Annotated in this window: 14 protein-coding genes; 2 read left to right on the top strand and 12 right to left on the bottom strand. The window is 66.8% G+C overall.

Annotated elements, in window-relative coordinates:
* Window positions 1-16: 16 nt before the first annotated feature.
* Window positions 17-961: a LysR family transcriptional regulator gene (locus AC07VS_RS26325; RefSeq protein ID WP_492350455.1), complete on the top strand. Its 945-nt coding sequence runs from the start codon at window positions 17-19 to the stop codon at window positions 959-961.
* 13 nt (window positions 962-974) lie between these two features.
* On the opposite strand, the gene AC07VS_RS26320 is transcribed toward AC07VS_RS26325, so the two are convergent.
* The 12 genes from AC07VS_RS26320 to AC07VS_RS26265 form a co-directional block, all read right to left on the bottom strand.
* On the bottom strand, window positions 975-1,424 hold the full coding sequence (locus AC07VS_RS26320; RefSeq protein ID WP_494658804.1) for an Lrp/AsnC family transcriptional regulator: 450 nt from the start codon (window positions 1,422-1,424) through the stop codon (window positions 975-977).
* Window positions 1,425-1,533: 109 nt separating this feature from the next.
* Window positions 1,534-2,790 (bottom strand): NAD(P)/FAD-dependent oxidoreductase, encoded by a 1,257-nt coding sequence (locus tag AC07VS_RS26315; RefSeq protein WP_494752438.1) that lies wholly within the window; start codon window positions 2,788-2,790, stop codon window positions 1,534-1,536.
* A 122-nt stretch (window positions 2,791-2,912) separates the two neighbouring features.
* On the bottom strand, window positions 2,913-4,106 hold the full coding sequence (locus AC07VS_RS26310; protein WP_494752437.1) for a saccharopine dehydrogenase family protein: 1,194 nt from the start codon (window positions 4,104-4,106) through the stop codon (window positions 2,913-2,915).
* 221 nt (window positions 4,107-4,327) lie between these two features.
* Window positions 4,328-6,484 (bottom strand): xanthine dehydrogenase family protein molybdopterin-binding subunit, encoded by a 2,157-nt coding sequence (locus AC07VS_RS26305; protein WP_492350451.1) that lies wholly within the window; start codon window positions 6,482-6,484, stop codon window positions 4,328-4,330.
* A gap of 15 nt (window positions 6,485-6,499) precedes the next feature.
* Window positions 6,500-6,967, bottom strand: coding sequence for a (2Fe-2S)-binding protein (locus tag AC07VS_RS26300; protein ID WP_492350450.1), 468 nt, complete (start codon window positions 6,965-6,967; stop codon window positions 6,500-6,502).
* A 155-nt stretch (window positions 6,968-7,122) separates the two neighbouring features.
* Window positions 7,123-8,664, bottom strand: coding sequence for a UxaA family hydrolase (locus AC07VS_RS26295; RefSeq protein WP_494752436.1), 1,542 nt, complete (start codon window positions 8,662-8,664; stop codon window positions 7,123-7,125).
* A gap of 35 nt (window positions 8,665-8,699) precedes the next feature.
* Entirely contained in the window at window positions 8,700-9,842 is a 1,143-nt protein-coding gene (locus tag AC07VS_RS26290; RefSeq protein ID WP_494752435.1) for a mannitol dehydrogenase family protein, read from the bottom strand.
* A gap of 13 nt (window positions 9,843-9,855) precedes the next feature.
* Window positions 9,856-10,866 carry a zinc-binding alcohol dehydrogenase family protein gene (locus AC07VS_RS26285; protein WP_494752434.1) on the bottom strand — a complete coding sequence of 337 codons (1,011 nt, stop codon included), beginning with the start codon at window positions 10,864-10,866 and terminating at the stop codon, window positions 9,856-9,858.
* Window positions 10,867-10,918: 52 nt separating this feature from the next.
* Window positions 10,919-11,692 carry a transporter substrate-binding domain-containing protein gene (locus AC07VS_RS26280; protein WP_492350446.1) on the bottom strand — a complete coding sequence of 258 codons (774 nt, stop codon included), beginning with the start codon at window positions 11,690-11,692 and terminating at the stop codon, window positions 10,919-10,921.
* Between the two features lie 35 nt (window positions 11,693-11,727).
* Entirely contained in the window at window positions 11,728-12,456 is a 729-nt protein-coding gene (locus tag AC07VS_RS26275) for an amino acid ABC transporter ATP-binding protein (RefSeq protein WP_492350445.1), read from the bottom strand.
* The gene (locus tag AC07VS_RS26270) at window positions 12,440-13,090 is read right to left on the bottom strand and encodes an amino acid ABC transporter permease (RefSeq protein WP_492350444.1); all 651 of its coding nucleotides are present in this window, start codon (window positions 13,088-13,090) and stop codon (window positions 12,440-12,442) included. Before AC07VS_RS26270 ends, AC07VS_RS26275 begins: the two co-directional genes overlap by 17 nt.
* A gap of 18 nt (window positions 13,091-13,108) precedes the next feature.
* Window positions 13,109-13,792 (bottom strand): amino acid ABC transporter permease, encoded by a 684-nt coding sequence (locus tag AC07VS_RS26265; RefSeq protein WP_492350484.1) that lies wholly within the window; start codon window positions 13,790-13,792, stop codon window positions 13,109-13,111.
* 236 nt (window positions 13,793-14,028) lie between these two features.
* Between AC07VS_RS26265 and AC07VS_RS26260 the strand changes: the two genes are divergently transcribed.
* Entirely contained in the window at window positions 14,029-14,730 is a 702-nt protein-coding gene (locus AC07VS_RS26260) for a FadR/GntR family transcriptional regulator (protein WP_494658796.1), read from the top strand.
* Window positions 14,731-14,836 lie beyond the last annotated feature (106 nt).

The following is a 14,836-nucleotide window of genomic DNA, read 5'->3' as shown; positions in this document are numbered from 1 at the left end:
CCAATCGATTGTTCTGATGCACAACATCAACATGGCTGATTTTGATCACACCGCGCTGCGCCGCCTGGACCTGAACCTGCTGGTGGCGCTGGATGCCCTGGTGGCCGAGCGCAGCGTGACCCGCGCCGCAGCGAGGCTGTGCCTGGGGCAGCCGGCCATGAGCCACGCGCTGGCCCGGCTGCGCGAGTGGCTGGGCGATGACATCCTGTACCGCGAAGGGGCGGTCATGGTGCCCACGGCCCGCGCCCAGGCCCTGGCACCGCGGGTGCGCCAGTGGTTGGCCGAGGCCCAGGCCATGACGCTGAGCGAGGCCGTCTTTGACCCCTTGCGCGTGCAGGAGCGCTTTGACCTGTGCCTGAACGATCCGCTGGAGGCCCTGCTATTGCCCGGCCTGGTGGCCGCCTTGCGGCAAAAGGCCCCAGGCTTGAGCCTGTCGGTGCGCCCGGTGCCGGCCTGGCAACAGCTGGAGCAACTGGACGCAGGCGAAATCCGCATGGCGCTGGGGCATTTCCCCCGGCTGCGCAGCGTGCACGAGCCGGTGCTGTTGTTTCGCTCGGGTTTCAGCTGCGTGCACAACCCGACCCTGCTGCAGGTGCCGGCCCGCCCCCGGCCGGCGGATCTGGCCCGGCTGCCCCACATCCACACCAGCTATGCCGGCGATGGGCCGGGCCTGGTGGACAAGGTGTTTCAGCAGTTGGGCCTGACTCGGCAGGTGGTGGCCCACACGGCCAACCCGCTGTCGATCCCCTTTGTGGTCAAGCAAAGCCCGCTGGTGGCGGTGCTGCCCGATATGTTGACGCGCCTGTTCGGCAGCCATGGCGATCTGAGGATCGTGCCCCTGCCCTGGCGCACCCTGGTGTTGCCGATCTCGATGGTGACGCACCGGCGCGACGCCTCTGACCCGCTGGCACGCTTTGTGTGCCAGGAGCTGCTGGCGGTGACGCGCTCGGTGTTCGCCTGACGCGTCAACCCGCTCAAACCTGGCTGCGGCGGTCGATCTTGCGGCTGAGGATGAGCGAGGTGTGGGTCTGGTGGATGCCCTCGATCTGGCCCAGTTGGTCCAGCAGGCGGTCCAGTTGCTCGGGCGTGTTGCAGCACAGCAGGGCCAGGTAGTCGAAGGCGCCGCTGACGGCACACAACTCTTCCACCTCAGGTAGGCGCTCCAGTGCCTGCAGCACGGCGCTGGCCTTTTTGGCATTGACGCTGAGGCCACACCAGGCGCGCACGGCCGCCCGCTCCAGCGGCTGGCCCAGGCGCACGCCGTAGCCGGCCACCACGCCCTCACGCTCCAGGCGCGCGATGCGCGCGGCCACAGTGGTGCGGGCGATCTGGAGCTTGCGCGCCAGGTTGGCCACGGGTTCACGGGCGTTGGCCTGGAGCAGGCTCAACAGGTGGCGGTCGGTGTCGTCGAGTTTGACGTCCATGGGGGATGCAAAGGTTCAAGGCTGGAGGCCGGCCCTCTGGCCTGGGCCAGGGGCGCGATGCGTCCACTGTAGCGGACGAAAGGTACTCTGCGAGGCCTGGACGCTGGCCTCAGCGCACAAAGCGCTCTGGCCGGAAGGGTGTGGCGTCCAACGGCGGGGACTGGCCGTCCATCAAGGCCGCCAGCAGCAAGGCCGTGCCGGGCCCGGTGCTGAAGCCGATGTGCTGGTGGCCAAAGGCCAGCCACAACCCGGGTCGCCCGGGTGCCGCGCCGATCACAGGGCGGCTGTCGGGCAAGGTGGGGCGTCGGCCCAGCCAAGGCTGGGACTCCAGCCGCTCTGCCAGCCCAAAAGCCTGGCGGGCAGCGGTTTCGGCCAGCCCCAGTTGGGTGTGGTTGGGGGGGGCGTCGAGCTCGGTCAGCTCCACCCCAGTGCTCAGGCGCAGGCCTTGGGCCATGGGGGAGAGCACGTAGCCGCCGGCGCTGTCGTACACGGGCCGGCTCAGGGTGGCCTCGCCCTCGGCCGCGTAGTGCATGTGGTAGCCGCGCTCAAAAGCCATGGGCACCGACAGGCCCAGGTGCTGCTGCAAAAAGCCCTTGCTCCAAGGGCCCAGGGCCAGGACCACGCGCTGAGCGGCCAACGGGCCGGCCTCACCCAGATCAACCTGCCAGCCACCGTCAGCCCCGGTGCGGGCCAGGCCCTGCACCGGGGCCTGCAGCAGGCGCCCGCCACGGGCGGTGAACAGGCCCGCATAGCTTTCGGTCACGGCACCAGGGCTGTCGACCGAGGCCGCATCGCGCACCCACAGGGCGCGGGGGAACAGGGGGCGCAGGTGCGGCTCCAGCGCATGCAGGGCACCAGCATCCAGAGGCTCGGTCTGCACGCCGAACTGGGCCAGGGCGTCGCGCCCCAATTGGCCCGCATCGAAGGCGGCCTGGCTGCGGTACAGAAAGATCCAGCCGTTCTCGCGCAGGCGATGGCCCTGCCCTGCCTCCGCCAACCACTGGCGATGGGCTGGCTGGCTGAGTCGGATCAGGGCGTCTAGGGCCGCGGCGGTCTGCTGGAAGGGGGCCTGCCGGGCCCGGGCCAGAAAGCCCAGCCCCCAGCCCGGGTGGCGCGCCAGAAAGGCCGGGTTGTAGCGGAACTGGGCCGTGCGGTTTTTGAGCAGGGTGGGCAGGCTGGCCCACAGGCCAGGGTTGTTGAAAGGGATCAGTGAGCTGCGGGCCAGCACACCCGCATTGCCGTAGGAGGTCTCTCGTCCGGGCCCCAATCGGTCGACCAGGGTGACCTGGTGGCCACGCCGTTGAAGCTCCAGCGCGCAAGACACGCCCACCATGCCAGCGCCCAGAACGGCAACCGTGCTACTCATTGAAAAAACCCTTTTGTTGGTCTGTGCGGCCGGCCAGGCCACCGAGCCACGCACCGCCGCGCTGCAGGCGCATGGCCGACGCGGCCCAGTATGCCACCGCACAGCTTTTGAGCGGCACACGATCAGGCGTGAACGGCAAGTGCCTTGCGCAGGAGCGGCACCGTCGCTGCCCCTGCAGGCGCAGAGGCTGTCGCAACATCCAGGCCAGGTTGAGCCGCCTCGCGCAGGCCGGCGTAGTGATGACCGACCCGGGTGGCCAGCAAGGCCTGCAGGTGCACCTGCTCCTGGCGGACAAAGCCCGCTGCGGGCAGTTGGCCGCGTTGCAGCAGCTCCAGCACCCCGACCACACCAGCGGCGGTGCTCAGCTCGATGGCGGTGCGCTGGCGGCCCCGCAAGGGGGCGCCCAGCACGCGGGCGAGGCGGGTCTGTTGCTCCAGGCGGCCCTGGCGCAGGCCGGTGGCCGAGGCATGCACGATGACCACGTCGTCACGGCTGTGCGGCACGGCGTGGTCCAGCACCTGGCGCAGCAGGTCGCGCTGTTCGATCAGGCGCAGGTCATGCAGCAGAAAGTCCATGGCGTCGCGGTGGCCTGGGTAGCGCAGGGTTTTGTAGCTGAGGTTGCGCACGCGGCCCTGCAGGGTTTCGCACAGGGTGCCCAGCCCACCCGAGGTGTTGAAGGCTTCGTAGGTGTCGCCATCGAGCAGCAGTTGCTCCAGCCCCTCCAGGGCCTGGGTGCTGACGCGCTGGCCTTGCACGATGGCCTCGCAGGGCTGGCAGTACTCGTTGATGACGCCGTCGATGCTCCAGGTGAAGTTGTAGCGCAGGCGGTTGGTGGCGTGGCGGGTGAGCGCGCCCACGCGCAGATTCAGATCGAACAACTCGTCGAAGCCCTCTGCCAGTTGCATGCCCAACATGCCGATCACCCCCGGCGCCAGGCCACACTGGGGCATGAGCAGGCTGCGGGCGCCCACCGCCAACTGGCGGATGGCCTGGGTGGCGGCCACGTCTTCGGTCAAGTCGAAGTAGTGCACCCCGAGCCGGGCCGCCTGGGGCGCGACGGTCTGGGCCAGGAAGTAGGGCAAGGCATTGATCACCACCGGGTGCTGTGACAGGGCCGCCGCGAGGGCAGCCGGGTCACGAACGTCGAGTTGCAGGGGCTGCACCAGGGCGTCGTCGGGGTGGGTGGCGGGCTGCTGGTCGGCCAGGGTGACGGGCAGCTGATGGGCCTCGGCCACCATGTCGGCGATGGTGCCGCCGACCTTGCCGGCCCCCAGGACCAGGACGCTGCGCAAGGGGGTGTGGGAATTGCGGGACATGGCGGACTCTCTCTCAAGGGGTGGATCGATGAGAAAAAGTCTAGGCGGGGTGCTGCACCGTTGCCAGAGCACAAAGTGCCGGTGGCAACAGGGCAGTTTGTCATTCTGACGGCTTGGGCTGCCGAAATGACGGTGGCCGGCCATGGCCCGAAGACACGGCCCTGGTCTGGGCTGGGTCTTCAGTGGGGGCCCGGGCCGTTCAGGCCTGTTTCGGGCCTGGCTCAGGCCTGTTTGAGCGCTTCGGCCGTGATGGGCAGGCGGCGCACCCGTTTGCCGGTGAGCGCGGCCACCGCATTGGCAATGGCGGGGCCCACCACGGCCGTGGCGGGCTCGCCGATGCCTCCGGGCTTTTCCTGGCTTTGCACGAGCACGATGTCGACCTTGGGCGCCTCGAACATGCGCACCGGCTGGAAGGTGTTGTAGTTGGTCTGTTGCACGCGACCGGCCTCGAGCGTGATCTGGTGCTTGAGGGCAGCACCCATGCCGAACACGACGCTGGACTGGATCTGGGCCTCGACTGTGTCGGGGTTGACCATGTGGCCCGGATCGACCGCCACGGTGACCCGGTGCACATGCACCTCACCCGCCTCGTTGAGGCTGACCTCGGCCACCTGGGCCATGTAGGTGTCATAGCCCTCCATCAGCGCGATGCCGCGGGCCCGGCCCTTGGCCAGCGGCTGCCCCCAGCCGGCCTTCTCGGCGGCCAGCTTGAGCACGTTAGCAAAGCGGGGCTTGCCTTCGAGCAGGCTGAGGCGGTAGCGGTAGGGGTCCTGGCCGGCGGCCAGGGCCAGCTCGTCGATGAAGCTTTCGTTGGCGAAAGCGTTCATGTTGTGGCTGACCGCGCGCCAGTAGCCCACGCGCAGGCCGGCATCGTGGATGACCAGGTCGTGCTGGGTGTTGGGGATGTTGTAGCCCGGCACCGAGGCTTCGGCCATGAAGGGATCCAGCGTGTTGGCGGGCAGGCCGAAGGCGCGCTGGGTAACCGACTGCGAGGCCACCTTGAAGTGCATGGCCACCGGTTTGCCGCTGGCGTCGAGCCCGGCCTTGAGCTGGTTGACGGCCACGGGGCGGTAGAAGTCGTGGGTGAAGTCGTCTTCACGCGTCCAGACCAGCTTGACCGGCTTGTTGACGGCCTTGGAGATCTGGGCCGCCTGCACGATGAAGTCCAACTCGAGGCGGCGGCCAAAGCCTCCGCCCAGGTAGGTGGTCTTGAGGGTGATGGCCTCGGGCTTGACGCCCAGCGCCGCCGCCACGGCCCCCTGCGCGCCTTGCTGGAACTGGGTGGGGCCCACCAGCAGGATGTTGTCGCCATTGACATGGGCCGTGAAGTTCATGGGCTCGAGCGGCACGTGGGCCTGCAGGGGCTGCACGTACTCGGCCTCGACCACCTTGGCTGCGCCCTTGAAGGCGGCGGCCACGTCACCCTGGGGCTTGGCGATCTCGATGGGCTTGGCGCTGGCAGCGGCGGCGCGGGTGCTGTTGATCATGCCTTCGCTGCTGAGCTGGGCGCCGGCGCCCTCATCCCATTGGATGGTGACGGTGTCGCGCGCCTTTTTGGCCTGCCACCAGCTGGCCGCGACCACGGCCACGCCGTCGGGGATCTGCACCACATCGATGACGCCGGGCATGCTCTTGGCCTTGGCGGCATCAAAGCTGACCACCTTGCCGCCAATCACCGGGCACTGGGCCAGCGAGGCGTAGACCATGCCGGGCAGCTTGACGTCGATGCCGAACTCGGCCGTGCCATTGACCTTGGCGGGGGTGTCGATGCGCTTGGTGCGCTTGCCCACCAGGACAAAGTCTTTCGGGTCTTTGAGGGCGGGCTTTTCAGGCACGGGCAGCTTGGCAGCGGCTTCAGCCAATTGGCCGTAGCTGGCCTTTTTGCCGCCCGGGCCGGTGACCATGCCCTGGTCGGCCTTGAGGCTGGCCACGTCGACACTCCACTGGTTGGCGGCTGCCTGCAGCAGCATCTGGCGCACCTGGGCGCCGGCCACGCGCAGCTTCTCCCAGCCGTCGCGCACCGAGGTGGAGCCACCGGTGATCTGCGCGCCCAACAGGGCGTTGACATAGACGGCCGCCGGTGGTGCGGCCACCACCTGGACTTGCTTGAGGCCGACGTTGAGCTCTTCGGCAATCAGCATCGACATGGAGGTGTAGACGCCCTGCCCCATCTCGGAGCGGGCCACCATCAGGGTGATGCGGTTGTCGTCGGCGATGTGCACCCAGGCATTCGGGGTGTGCACGGTGCCGGCGGCCTGCGCAGCGCCCGCGCCCAGCAGGGGCAGGCTGACGCCCATGATGAGGCCACCGGTGGCGGCGGTGGAGGTCTTGAGGAAGGCCCGGCGGGAGGTGTTGGCAACAGATTGGTGCTTGTTCATGTGGGTCTCCCGGGGTCAGGCCTTGTTGCGCATCATGGCGCCGGCATCCTTGATGGCGGCGCGCATGCGGTTGTAGGTGCCGCAGCGGCACAGGTTGCCGCTCATGGCCGCGTCGATGTCGGCATCGCTGGGGTTGTTGTTGCGCGACAGCAGGGCTGCCGCACTCATGAGCTGGCCCGACTGGCAGTAACCGCACTGGGGCACCTCGTGCTTGAGCCAGGCCACCTGCAGCGGGTGGTTGGCGGTCTTGGACAGACCTTCGACGGTGGCCACGTTCTTGCCGGCCACGGCGCTGAGCGGGGTCTGGCAGGACCGTGCGGGCTGGCCGTTGACATGCACGGTGCAGGCGCCGCACAGGGCAGCGCCGCAACCGAACTTGGTGCCGGTCATGCCCAGCTCGTCACGGATCACCCACAGCAAGGGGGTGTCGGTCTCGGCCTGGGCCGTGACCGGCTTGCCGTTGATCTTGAATTGAACGCTCATCGTGGGGCTCCATCTGGGTTGTTGTTCTCGCAGGGGAGGTTAGAGCGCCACCCAGTTGGGCCTATCCGGGTAAGCCCGGAAACAATTAGATACCGCCTCAGATTTTCTCAAATTGCGACAGATCTCGTCACAAATGACCCAGGCGGGCACCTCGCCTACATGACCGCGCCCAGTTGCCAGGGCAGGAACTCGTTGTCCCCCAGGCCGTTGTCCTCGCTTTTGCTGCGCTGGCCCGAGGCCGTGGCCAGCATGAGGGCAAACAGGTGTTGGCCCGCTTCGAGCACGGTCTGGCGCCCGTCGACCACGCCGCCGCAATCAAAGTCCATGTCGAGCGACATGCGCTGGAACATGGGGGTGTTGGAGGCCAGCTTGAGCGAGGGCGTGGGCTTGCAGCCATAGGTGCTGCCGCGCCCGGTGGTGAAGCAGATCAGGTTGGCCCCACCGGCCACCTGCCCCGTGGCCGAGACCGGGTCGTAGCCCGGGGTGTCCATGAACACCAGGCCCGGGGCCTGGACCGGCTGGGCGTATTCGAGCACCTCCATGAGGCCGGTGGAGCCGGCCTTGGCCACGGCGCCCAGTGATTTCTCGAGGATGGTGGTGATGCCACCCGCCTTGTTGCCAGGCGAAGGGTTGTTGTTGAGGTCACCGCCGTGCAGAGCGGCATAGCGCTCCCACCAGGCCACGCGCTGCATCAGGCGCTGGGCCACCTCGGGGCTGGCGGCACGGTGGGTCAGCAAATGCTCGGCGCCATAGATCTCGGGGGTTTCAGAAAGAATGGCCCGGCCGCCTTGGCGCACCAGCAGGTCGACCGCGGCGCCCAGCACCGGGTTGGCGCTGATGCCGGAGTAGGCATCCGAGCCGCCGCATTGCAGGCCCACGGTGAGCTGCGACAGCGGCACCCGTTGGCGCTGAAACTGATTGGCCTGGGCCAGCATGGCCTGCACGATCGCCTTGCCCGCGGCAATGGTCTCGCGGGTGCCGCCTTCGTCCTGGATGGTGAGGCTGGCCAACAGGCCCGCGGGGCGGGCCGCCATCTCGCTGACCAGGGGGGCGATCTGGTTGACCTCGCAGCCCAGACCAATCACCAGCACACCCGCAAAGTTGGGGTGGCTGGCATAGCCCCGCAAGGTGCGCTGCAACAGCGCCAGGCCCTCGCCATCACCGCCCATGCCGCACCCGCTGCCATGGGTGATGGCCACCACGCCATCCACATGCGGGTAGGCGGCCAGGGCTTCGCCCTTGAAGGCATCGGCAATGTGACGGCACACGGTGGCCGAGCAGTTGACGCTGGCGATCACGCCCAGGTAGTTGCGCGTGCCCACACGACCATCGGCACGGACAAAGCCGTCAAAGCCCAAGGCATCGCCGGCCGGCACGGTGGGCACGTAGCCCTGCCCGGGGTGCTGAGCACCATCCGAGTTCACCATGGCCAGGTTGTGCACGTGCACGTGCTGGCCCGGCGCAATGTCGACACAGGCCAGACCGATGCGCTGACCGTACTTGTAGACCGCTTGGCCACTGGCGATGGGCTGCAAGGCCACCTTGTGGCCGGAGGGGATGGGCTCTTGCACGAGCACGGCCGGGCCGGCACCCAGCGCGAGGGCCTGGCCCGCCACCAGGGCCTGACGGGCCACGGCGACGTTGTCGAGGGCGGACAGTTGCAGGGCGGGCGCTGGGGTGAGGGGGTCGGAGGTCATGGACGGGCGCTGGGTGGAGTCAGTTGGGGGGCGCATCAAGGCGTAGGGGCCAGTGCGGACTGCAGGCGCGCTTGCACCAGGCCAGGCGCGCGCTGGGCCGCCAAGGCCACGATGGGGGCGAGGCGTCGCAGCTTTTTGGCCGCGTGGTTCTGGGCGATGTCGGCGATGCGGTGCTCGAGAAAAGGGTTTTCGAAGCGCTCGCGCACGTCGCGCAGGTAGGCCTCGGCCTGGGGGCCTTCGCCCAAGGCCTGGAACACGGGCAGGATTTCGTCACGCCACAAGGCTTCTAGCTCGGCGCGCAGGGGGACATCGGCCATGGCCTGGCGCACGGTCTCAGCCACGGGGCGCTGCTCGATCAGCCAGCGCTCGGCCAGAAAGGTGTGGGCCGCGTTGAGCAGGAACAGCTTGAGGCGCTCGTGCGCGGCCAGGTCGTCGGTGAGCACGATGGCCGGATGCCGGCAGGGCAGTTGCAAACCGGCCTGGCGCTCGACCACCCACACGGCGTAGGGCTCGGCCACGGCGCCAATGGGGTCGATGGCCTCGGAGACGATGCGGTCGACCAGGGAGTTGGCCCAGACGGGCCCCTGGCGCAGCCAGCTTTGCAGGCTTTCGGGCAGGCCCCACTGCCGTGCCAGTTGGCAGACCCGGTCGCGCAGCACCTCGCCGTTGCGCTCCACCAGCTCGCAAGGCAGCAAGGTGAGGGTTTTGTTGGGGCTTTGTTGCCAGCGCCCGTGCAGCAGCACCAGCAGTTTGGCCGGGAAGCTGTGCGGCGCGGGACTGGCCTGGGCGAGTAGCTCGGGGCCGTCCTGCTCGTGCAGCTGGTAGCCCTGGTCGCCCGTGTTGGACACGATCACTTTCACATCGCCCTCGGCCACGGCCTGACGCAGGGCCGGCCAGTGGGTGTTGGCGTGCCAGGCCTCGCGCACGGCATCGCAGTGTTGCAGGCGATCCACCCGCTGCCCGCCGGCCACGCCCCGCATGCGCACCGGATAGCCCTGGCCGAGGGCCAGTGCGGCAATGCGTGCCGCGCCGTCGGCGCGGTCGGTGGTCTGCACCACGGTGATGCCGCCCAGGGCGTCGCCCGCCCCGGGCACCTGAGCCAGGGCTTCGGCGATGAACAGGTCGACGTGGGCCTGCAGAAAGCGGCTGGTGCCGAACTGGAGTATGGGTTGGACCATGGCGGTGGCGGGCTCAGATTTCGACGATGGCCTTGACCACGCCCTGCTTCGGGTCCAGCAAGGTGGCAAAGTGGGCGGGCACATCGGACAGGGTCATGCGGTGGGTGTTGAGGGCGGCGGTGGGCACCTGGCCGGCGCGCATGGCACTCAATACGGTTTCGAAGTCTTCGGTGGTGGCGTTGCGGCTGCCCAGCAAAGTGGTTTCGCGCTTGTGGAACTCGGGGTCAGAGAAGCTGATGGTGTCGCGCACCACCGAGATCAGCACGTATTGACCGCCGTGGGCGACGAAGGCGAAGCCGCGCTCGATGGCCCGGGCATTGCCGGTGGCATCGAACACCAGGTCAAAGAACTCGTTCTGGCTGGCTTCGGCCAGTTGGGCCTCATCGCCCTCTCCCAAGGCCACGGTGCGCGCCACGCCCAGCTCACGCTGGCAAAAATCGAGTCGGTCCTGGCGCCCGTCGAGGGCCGTGACTTCAGCCCCGCGCAGGCGGGCAAAGATCATCGCGGCCATGCCGATGGGCCCGGCCCCCACCACCAGCACGCGCTGGCCGGCCTGCACCCGGCCCCGGCGCACCGCGTGGGCGCCGATGGCCAGGAACTCGATCATGGCAGCCTGGTCGAGCGTGACGCCCTCGGCCTTGTGCACAAAGGCTTCCGGCAGCGACAGGTACTCGGTGAAGGCGCCGTCACGGTGCACGCCCAGCACCTGGATGTTGACGCAGCAATTGGTCTTGCCCTGCCGGCAGGCCACGCACTGCCCGCACGACAGGTAGGGCATCACATAGACCACATCGCCCACAGCCAGGCGACCGCCGGGCGCCGCCTCTTCGACCACGCCCGACAGCTCGTGCCCCATCACGCGGGGGTACTGCAAAAAGGGCTGGTTGCCGGTGAAGATGTGCAGATCGGTGCCGCACACACCGACGCGCTTGACGCGCACCAGCACCTCCCCTTCGCCGCGGCTGGGGCGGTCGCGCTCCAGGGCGCGCAGGGTTCCGGGGGTTTCACAGATGACGGTCAGCATGGCGGGATCTCGGTGGCGGGTGGGTAGAGGAGGAGTGGGTGGAGTGGACGGATCAGCCGCCGTGGTACTTTTTGTAGATCGCACCCAGCTTGCCGTTGTCGGTGTTGCGCTTGATCCAGTCGTTGAGCCAGGCCTTGAGTTCGGGCTCGTTCTTGCGCAGTCCGATGCCCAGCGGCACGGTCTGCATCACGAACTTGATGGCCAGATCTTTCTGGGGGGCCTTGGCCAGCACCGTGTTCACGATGGCTGGCGAGGTGGCAATGATGTCGGCCTGGCCGCTCACGGTGGCGGTGACCAGGGTGGCGTCGTCGTCGTAGCGCACCATCTGCGCACCCTTGGCCGACTGGGTGGCTACCTTGTCGTTGTTGGAGCCCCGGGTGGTGGCCACGCGCTTGCCGTTGAGGTCGTCAAAGCCCTTGATGTCGGCCCCTTTGGGCCCGGCCACGACTGCCTGGATCTGGGCATAGGGCACCGAAAAGTCGATCACCTTTTCACGCTCGGGCGTGACGGACAGCGAGGCGACCACAATGTCGGCTTTGCCAGTCTGCAGGAATGGGATGCGGTTGGGGCTGGTGGTCTGCACCACTTCGATGGCCACGCCCAGGTCATGGGCAAGCATCTGGGCCGTCTCGACGTCGGAGCCCACGGGCTTCAGGGCGTCATCCACAAAACCATAAGGGGGCGAGCCCGTGTCCAGCGCGATGCGGATCTTCTTCGCTTCACGGATGTCCTTGAGCAGGTCGGCGTGGGCCGGCGCCTGGCCCAGGGCCAGCAAGACGGCTGAAGCCAGCAGGGTGCGCAACAAGAGGGAACGACGGGCTTTCATGGGTTTGTCTCCTGGGTATGAATGGAATGAGCGGATCAGAGGCCGTTGCCGACGAAGTCGCGCAACTCGGTGGTGGCGGGCGCGTCGAGGATGGAGGCAGGCCCGTGCTCCCACACGCGGCCGCGGTGCATGAAGATGACTTCGTCTGCCACCTTGCGGGCAAAAGCCATCTCATGGGTGACGAGGATCATGGTCATGCCGTCAGCCGCCAGGCGCTCCATCACGCGCAGCACCTCGCCGGTGAGTTGGGGGTCTAGGGCCGAGGTCACCTCGTCGAACAGCATGAGCTGGGGCGACATGGCCAGCGAGCGGGCGATGGCCACGCGCTGCTGCTGCCCGCCCGAGAGTTGCGAGGGGTAGTGATCGGCCTTGTCGGCCAGGCCCACCTGATTGAGCACCGCCAGGGCCGTGTCCCGGGCCTGGGCCTTGCGAGCCTTCTGAACCAGGCGCGGGGCGAGCATGATGTTCTGCAGCACCGTGAGGTGAGGAAACAGGTTGTAGCTTTGGAACACGATGCCCACGTCGCGGCGCAGCTGATGCAGGTCCAGCCCCGGGCCGGTCACATCGTGCCCACAGACCTTGATGTGCCCGCTGTCCACGGTTTCGAGCCGGTCGATGCAGCGCAAAGCGGTGCTCTTGCCCGAGCCGCTTTGGCCGATGATGGCCACCACCGAGCCCTTGCGCACGGTGAAGGACACCCCTTCAAGCACACGCGTGCTGCCAAAGCACTTGGAGATGTTGTCGATCTCAACGATGGGCGACATGGAATTTCCTCTCGAGGCTGCGGCTCAGCACCGACAGCGGGTAGCACAGGACGAAATAGAGCGCGGCAACGATCATGAAGATGACGAAGGGCTCGAAGGTGGAGTTGTTGATGATCTGCCCGGCCCGGGCCAGCTCGACAAAGCCGATGGCCGACGCCAGCGACGTGTTTTTGACGATTTGCACCATGAAGCCCACGGTAGGCGGCGTGGCGATCTTGATGGCCTGCGGCAGGATCACATGCCACACCCGCTGGTGCCAGCGCAGGGCCAGGCATTCGGCGGCCTCGGCCTGGGTGCGCGGCACGGACTCGATGCAGCCGCGCCAGATCTCACCCAGGTAAGCCGACACGTAGATGGACAAAGCCAGGGCCGCCGCCGCCAGGGGAGCCACGTCCAGGCCCAGGGCCGGCAAGCCAAAATAGGTCAGCGGCAACAGCACCAGCAGTGGCGTGCCCTGGATCAGCTTGATGTAAAGCGATACCAGCAGACGCGACCAGCGCGGACCATAAGAGCTGCCCAGCGCCACGGCAAAGCCCAGCAGACCGCCACCCGCGAACGCCAGCAAAGACAGGCCCACAGTCCACAGCAAACCATCGAACAAAAAGCGCAGATGCGCCGCATTGAGAAATCCCATGTCGTGCTCCGTAACAGGTCAGAGTGGGGTGCCGAGACGGCGACGGCGTGGGAAAGCGAGGCGGGCCAGCAGCCAGAACAGGCCCCGCATGAGCAAAGACATCAGCAAGTAGGCGAGCGCCACAATCAGGTAGGTTTCTACCGATCGGTAGGTATCGGACTGAATGCGGTTGGCCACGGCCGTCAGTTCTTCAGCCGAAATCTGTGAACAGATCGAAGAGGCCAGCATCAGCAGCACATACTGACTGGTCAGCGCTGGGTACACCCGCTCGATGGCCGGTGGCAGCACCACATGCAACAGGGTCTGCCATCGGCTCAGGCCGATGCACTCAGCCGCCTCCAGTTGACCTTTCGGAATGGACTCAATACCGGCACGCACGATCTCGCTGGTGTAGGCCCCTACGTTGACGACCAGCGCCACGGTGGCCGCGGTGAAGGCGCCCACCTGCCAACCCAACGACGACAGCCCGAAATAGACGATGAAGACCTGGACCAGCAAGGGTGTGTTCCGGATCACCTCGATGTACGCCCCTGCACACCGCGCCATCCAGCGAGTGCCCTTGGTATTGGCGATGGCGCAAAGAACCCCCAGCAGAAAGCCGAAGAACGTGGATGCCAGTGACAGCGTCAAGGTGGTCCACGCACCGGCCAGCAGGTCTGGGGCATACGCGAGCGGAGCAGAGAAGTCGAAAGCGTAGTTCAAAGTGGTATGGGCGGTGCCATGCAAAGGCACCTGATCCTCTTTTTGGTAAGGCCAATTTGAATGCACAAAGCAAATTGGCCTTACCGGGTTTACCCGAATCCCATCATGAAAGAGACAAATTCATGCCGAATCGCTCACAATCTCGCATTCAGAGGCCTATTGATCGCCTTTACACTTCATCAAAGGCCCCTTTGGCCTGACCAATTGGACAGACCAAAATTCACATGAACCTGCCTATGAACGACTTGGAAAAGAGCCTGGAGCCCAGACGCCTGTATCAACAAATTGCAGATCGGGTGCGTGTGCTGATCCAAAGCGGTGATTTCCGCGAAGGCAGCCGCCTGCCTCCCGAAAGAGACCTGGCGCAGCAACTGGGGGTGTCACGTCCCTCGCTTCGCGAGGCACTGATCGCGCTGGAGATCGAAGGCAGCGTGGAGATCCGCATGGGATCCGGCGTTTATGTCTGCGCGCGAGCCATGCGACGGCCTGCCATGTCCATTCCGATGGGCGAGAGCCCTGCAGAATTGATGCAGGCCCGGGGGGTGGTCGAGGGCTCGGTGATTGTTCTCGCCTGCGTGAACGCCACCACGGAAGGGCTAGCACGCGTACGGGAAAGCATCGAAGGCATGCGGGCCGACATCATCGCGGGCCGGGATGTGTTGGCGCATGATCGAGAGTTTCATGTGCGCATTGCGGAGATGGCTGGCAACTCGGTGCTGACGGCACTGATCAGCACCCTCTTCGATGAAAGACAACGGCCTCTGGCCAGTCACATGCGCAATCGACTGGAAAGCCAACCCACTTGGAGCGCTGCACTGGCAGAACACGAGCAGATTTATCGCAACCTGGTCGCCAGAGACCCCTTGATGGCTGAGTCCGCCATGCGGGCCCACATTCGGTCGGCAGCGGAGCGCTGGGTGATTCCAGACGCAGCGTGAGTTGACAAACAATGCATGTCGCGAACGGTGATCCAAACCGGAAAGAACCCAATGGAGTGTGGAACTGCCGGGGTGGGCATGGGTCGTCAAAGCGGTGGTTGAAGCA

The sequence above is a fragment of the Curvibacter sp. GW821-FHT01G03 genome (genome assembly GCF_059422285.1).
The sequence above is the reverse complement of the archived record's forward strand: the minus strand, read 5'-3'. Positions and strand labels throughout refer to the sequence as shown.

Bases quoted from the DNA above. Each gene is read 5' to 3' on its own strand.
- AC07VS_RS26295 (WP_494752436.1), bottom strand. From the start codon at position 8,664: ATGACCTCCGACCCCCTCACCCCAGCGCCCGCCCTGCAACTGTCCGCC.
- AC07VS_RS26275 (WP_492350445.1), bottom strand. From the start codon at position 12,456: ATGTCGCCCATCGTTGAGATCGACAACATCTCCAAGTGCTTTGGCAGC.
- AC07VS_RS26285 (WP_494752434.1), bottom strand. From the start codon at position 10,866: ATGCTGACCGTCATCTGTGAAACCCCCGGAACCCTGCGCGCCCTGGAG.
- AC07VS_RS26300 (WP_492350450.1), bottom strand. From the start codon at position 6,967: ATGAGCGTTCAATTCAAGATCAACGGCAAGCCGGTCACGGCCCAGGCC.
- AC07VS_RS26280 (WP_492350446.1), bottom strand. From the start codon at position 11,692: ATGAAAGCCCGTCGTTCCCTCTTGTTGCGCACCCTGCTGGCTTCAGCC.
- AC07VS_RS26290 (WP_494752435.1), bottom strand. From the start codon at position 9,842: ATGGTCCAACCCATACTCCAGTTCGGCACCAGCCGCTTTCTGCAGGCC.
- AC07VS_RS26270 (WP_492350444.1), bottom strand. From the start codon at position 13,090: ATGGGATTTCTCAATGCGGCGCATCTGCGCTTTTTGTTCGATGGTTTG.
- AC07VS_RS26315 (WP_494752438.1), bottom strand. From the start codon at position 2,790: ATGAGTAGCACGGTTGCCGTTCTGGGCGCTGGCATGGTGGGCGTGTCT.
- AC07VS_RS26310 (WP_494752437.1), bottom strand. From the start codon at position 4,106: ATGTCCCGCAATTCCCACACCCCCTTGCGCAGCGTCCTGGTCCTGGGG.
- AC07VS_RS26325 (WP_492350455.1), top strand. From the start codon at position 17: ATGCACAACATCAACATGGCTGATTTTGATCACACCGCGCTGCGCCGC.
- AC07VS_RS26305 (WP_492350451.1), bottom strand. From the start codon at position 6,484: ATGAACAAGCACCAATCTGTTGCCAACACCTCCCGCCGGGCCTTCCTC.
- AC07VS_RS26260 (WP_494658796.1), top strand. From the start codon at position 14,029: ATGAACGACTTGGAAAAGAGCCTGGAGCCCAGACGCCTGTATCAACAA.
- AC07VS_RS26320 (WP_494658804.1), bottom strand. From the start codon at position 1,424: ATGGACGTCAAACTCGACGACACCGACCGCCACCTGTTGAGCCTGCTC.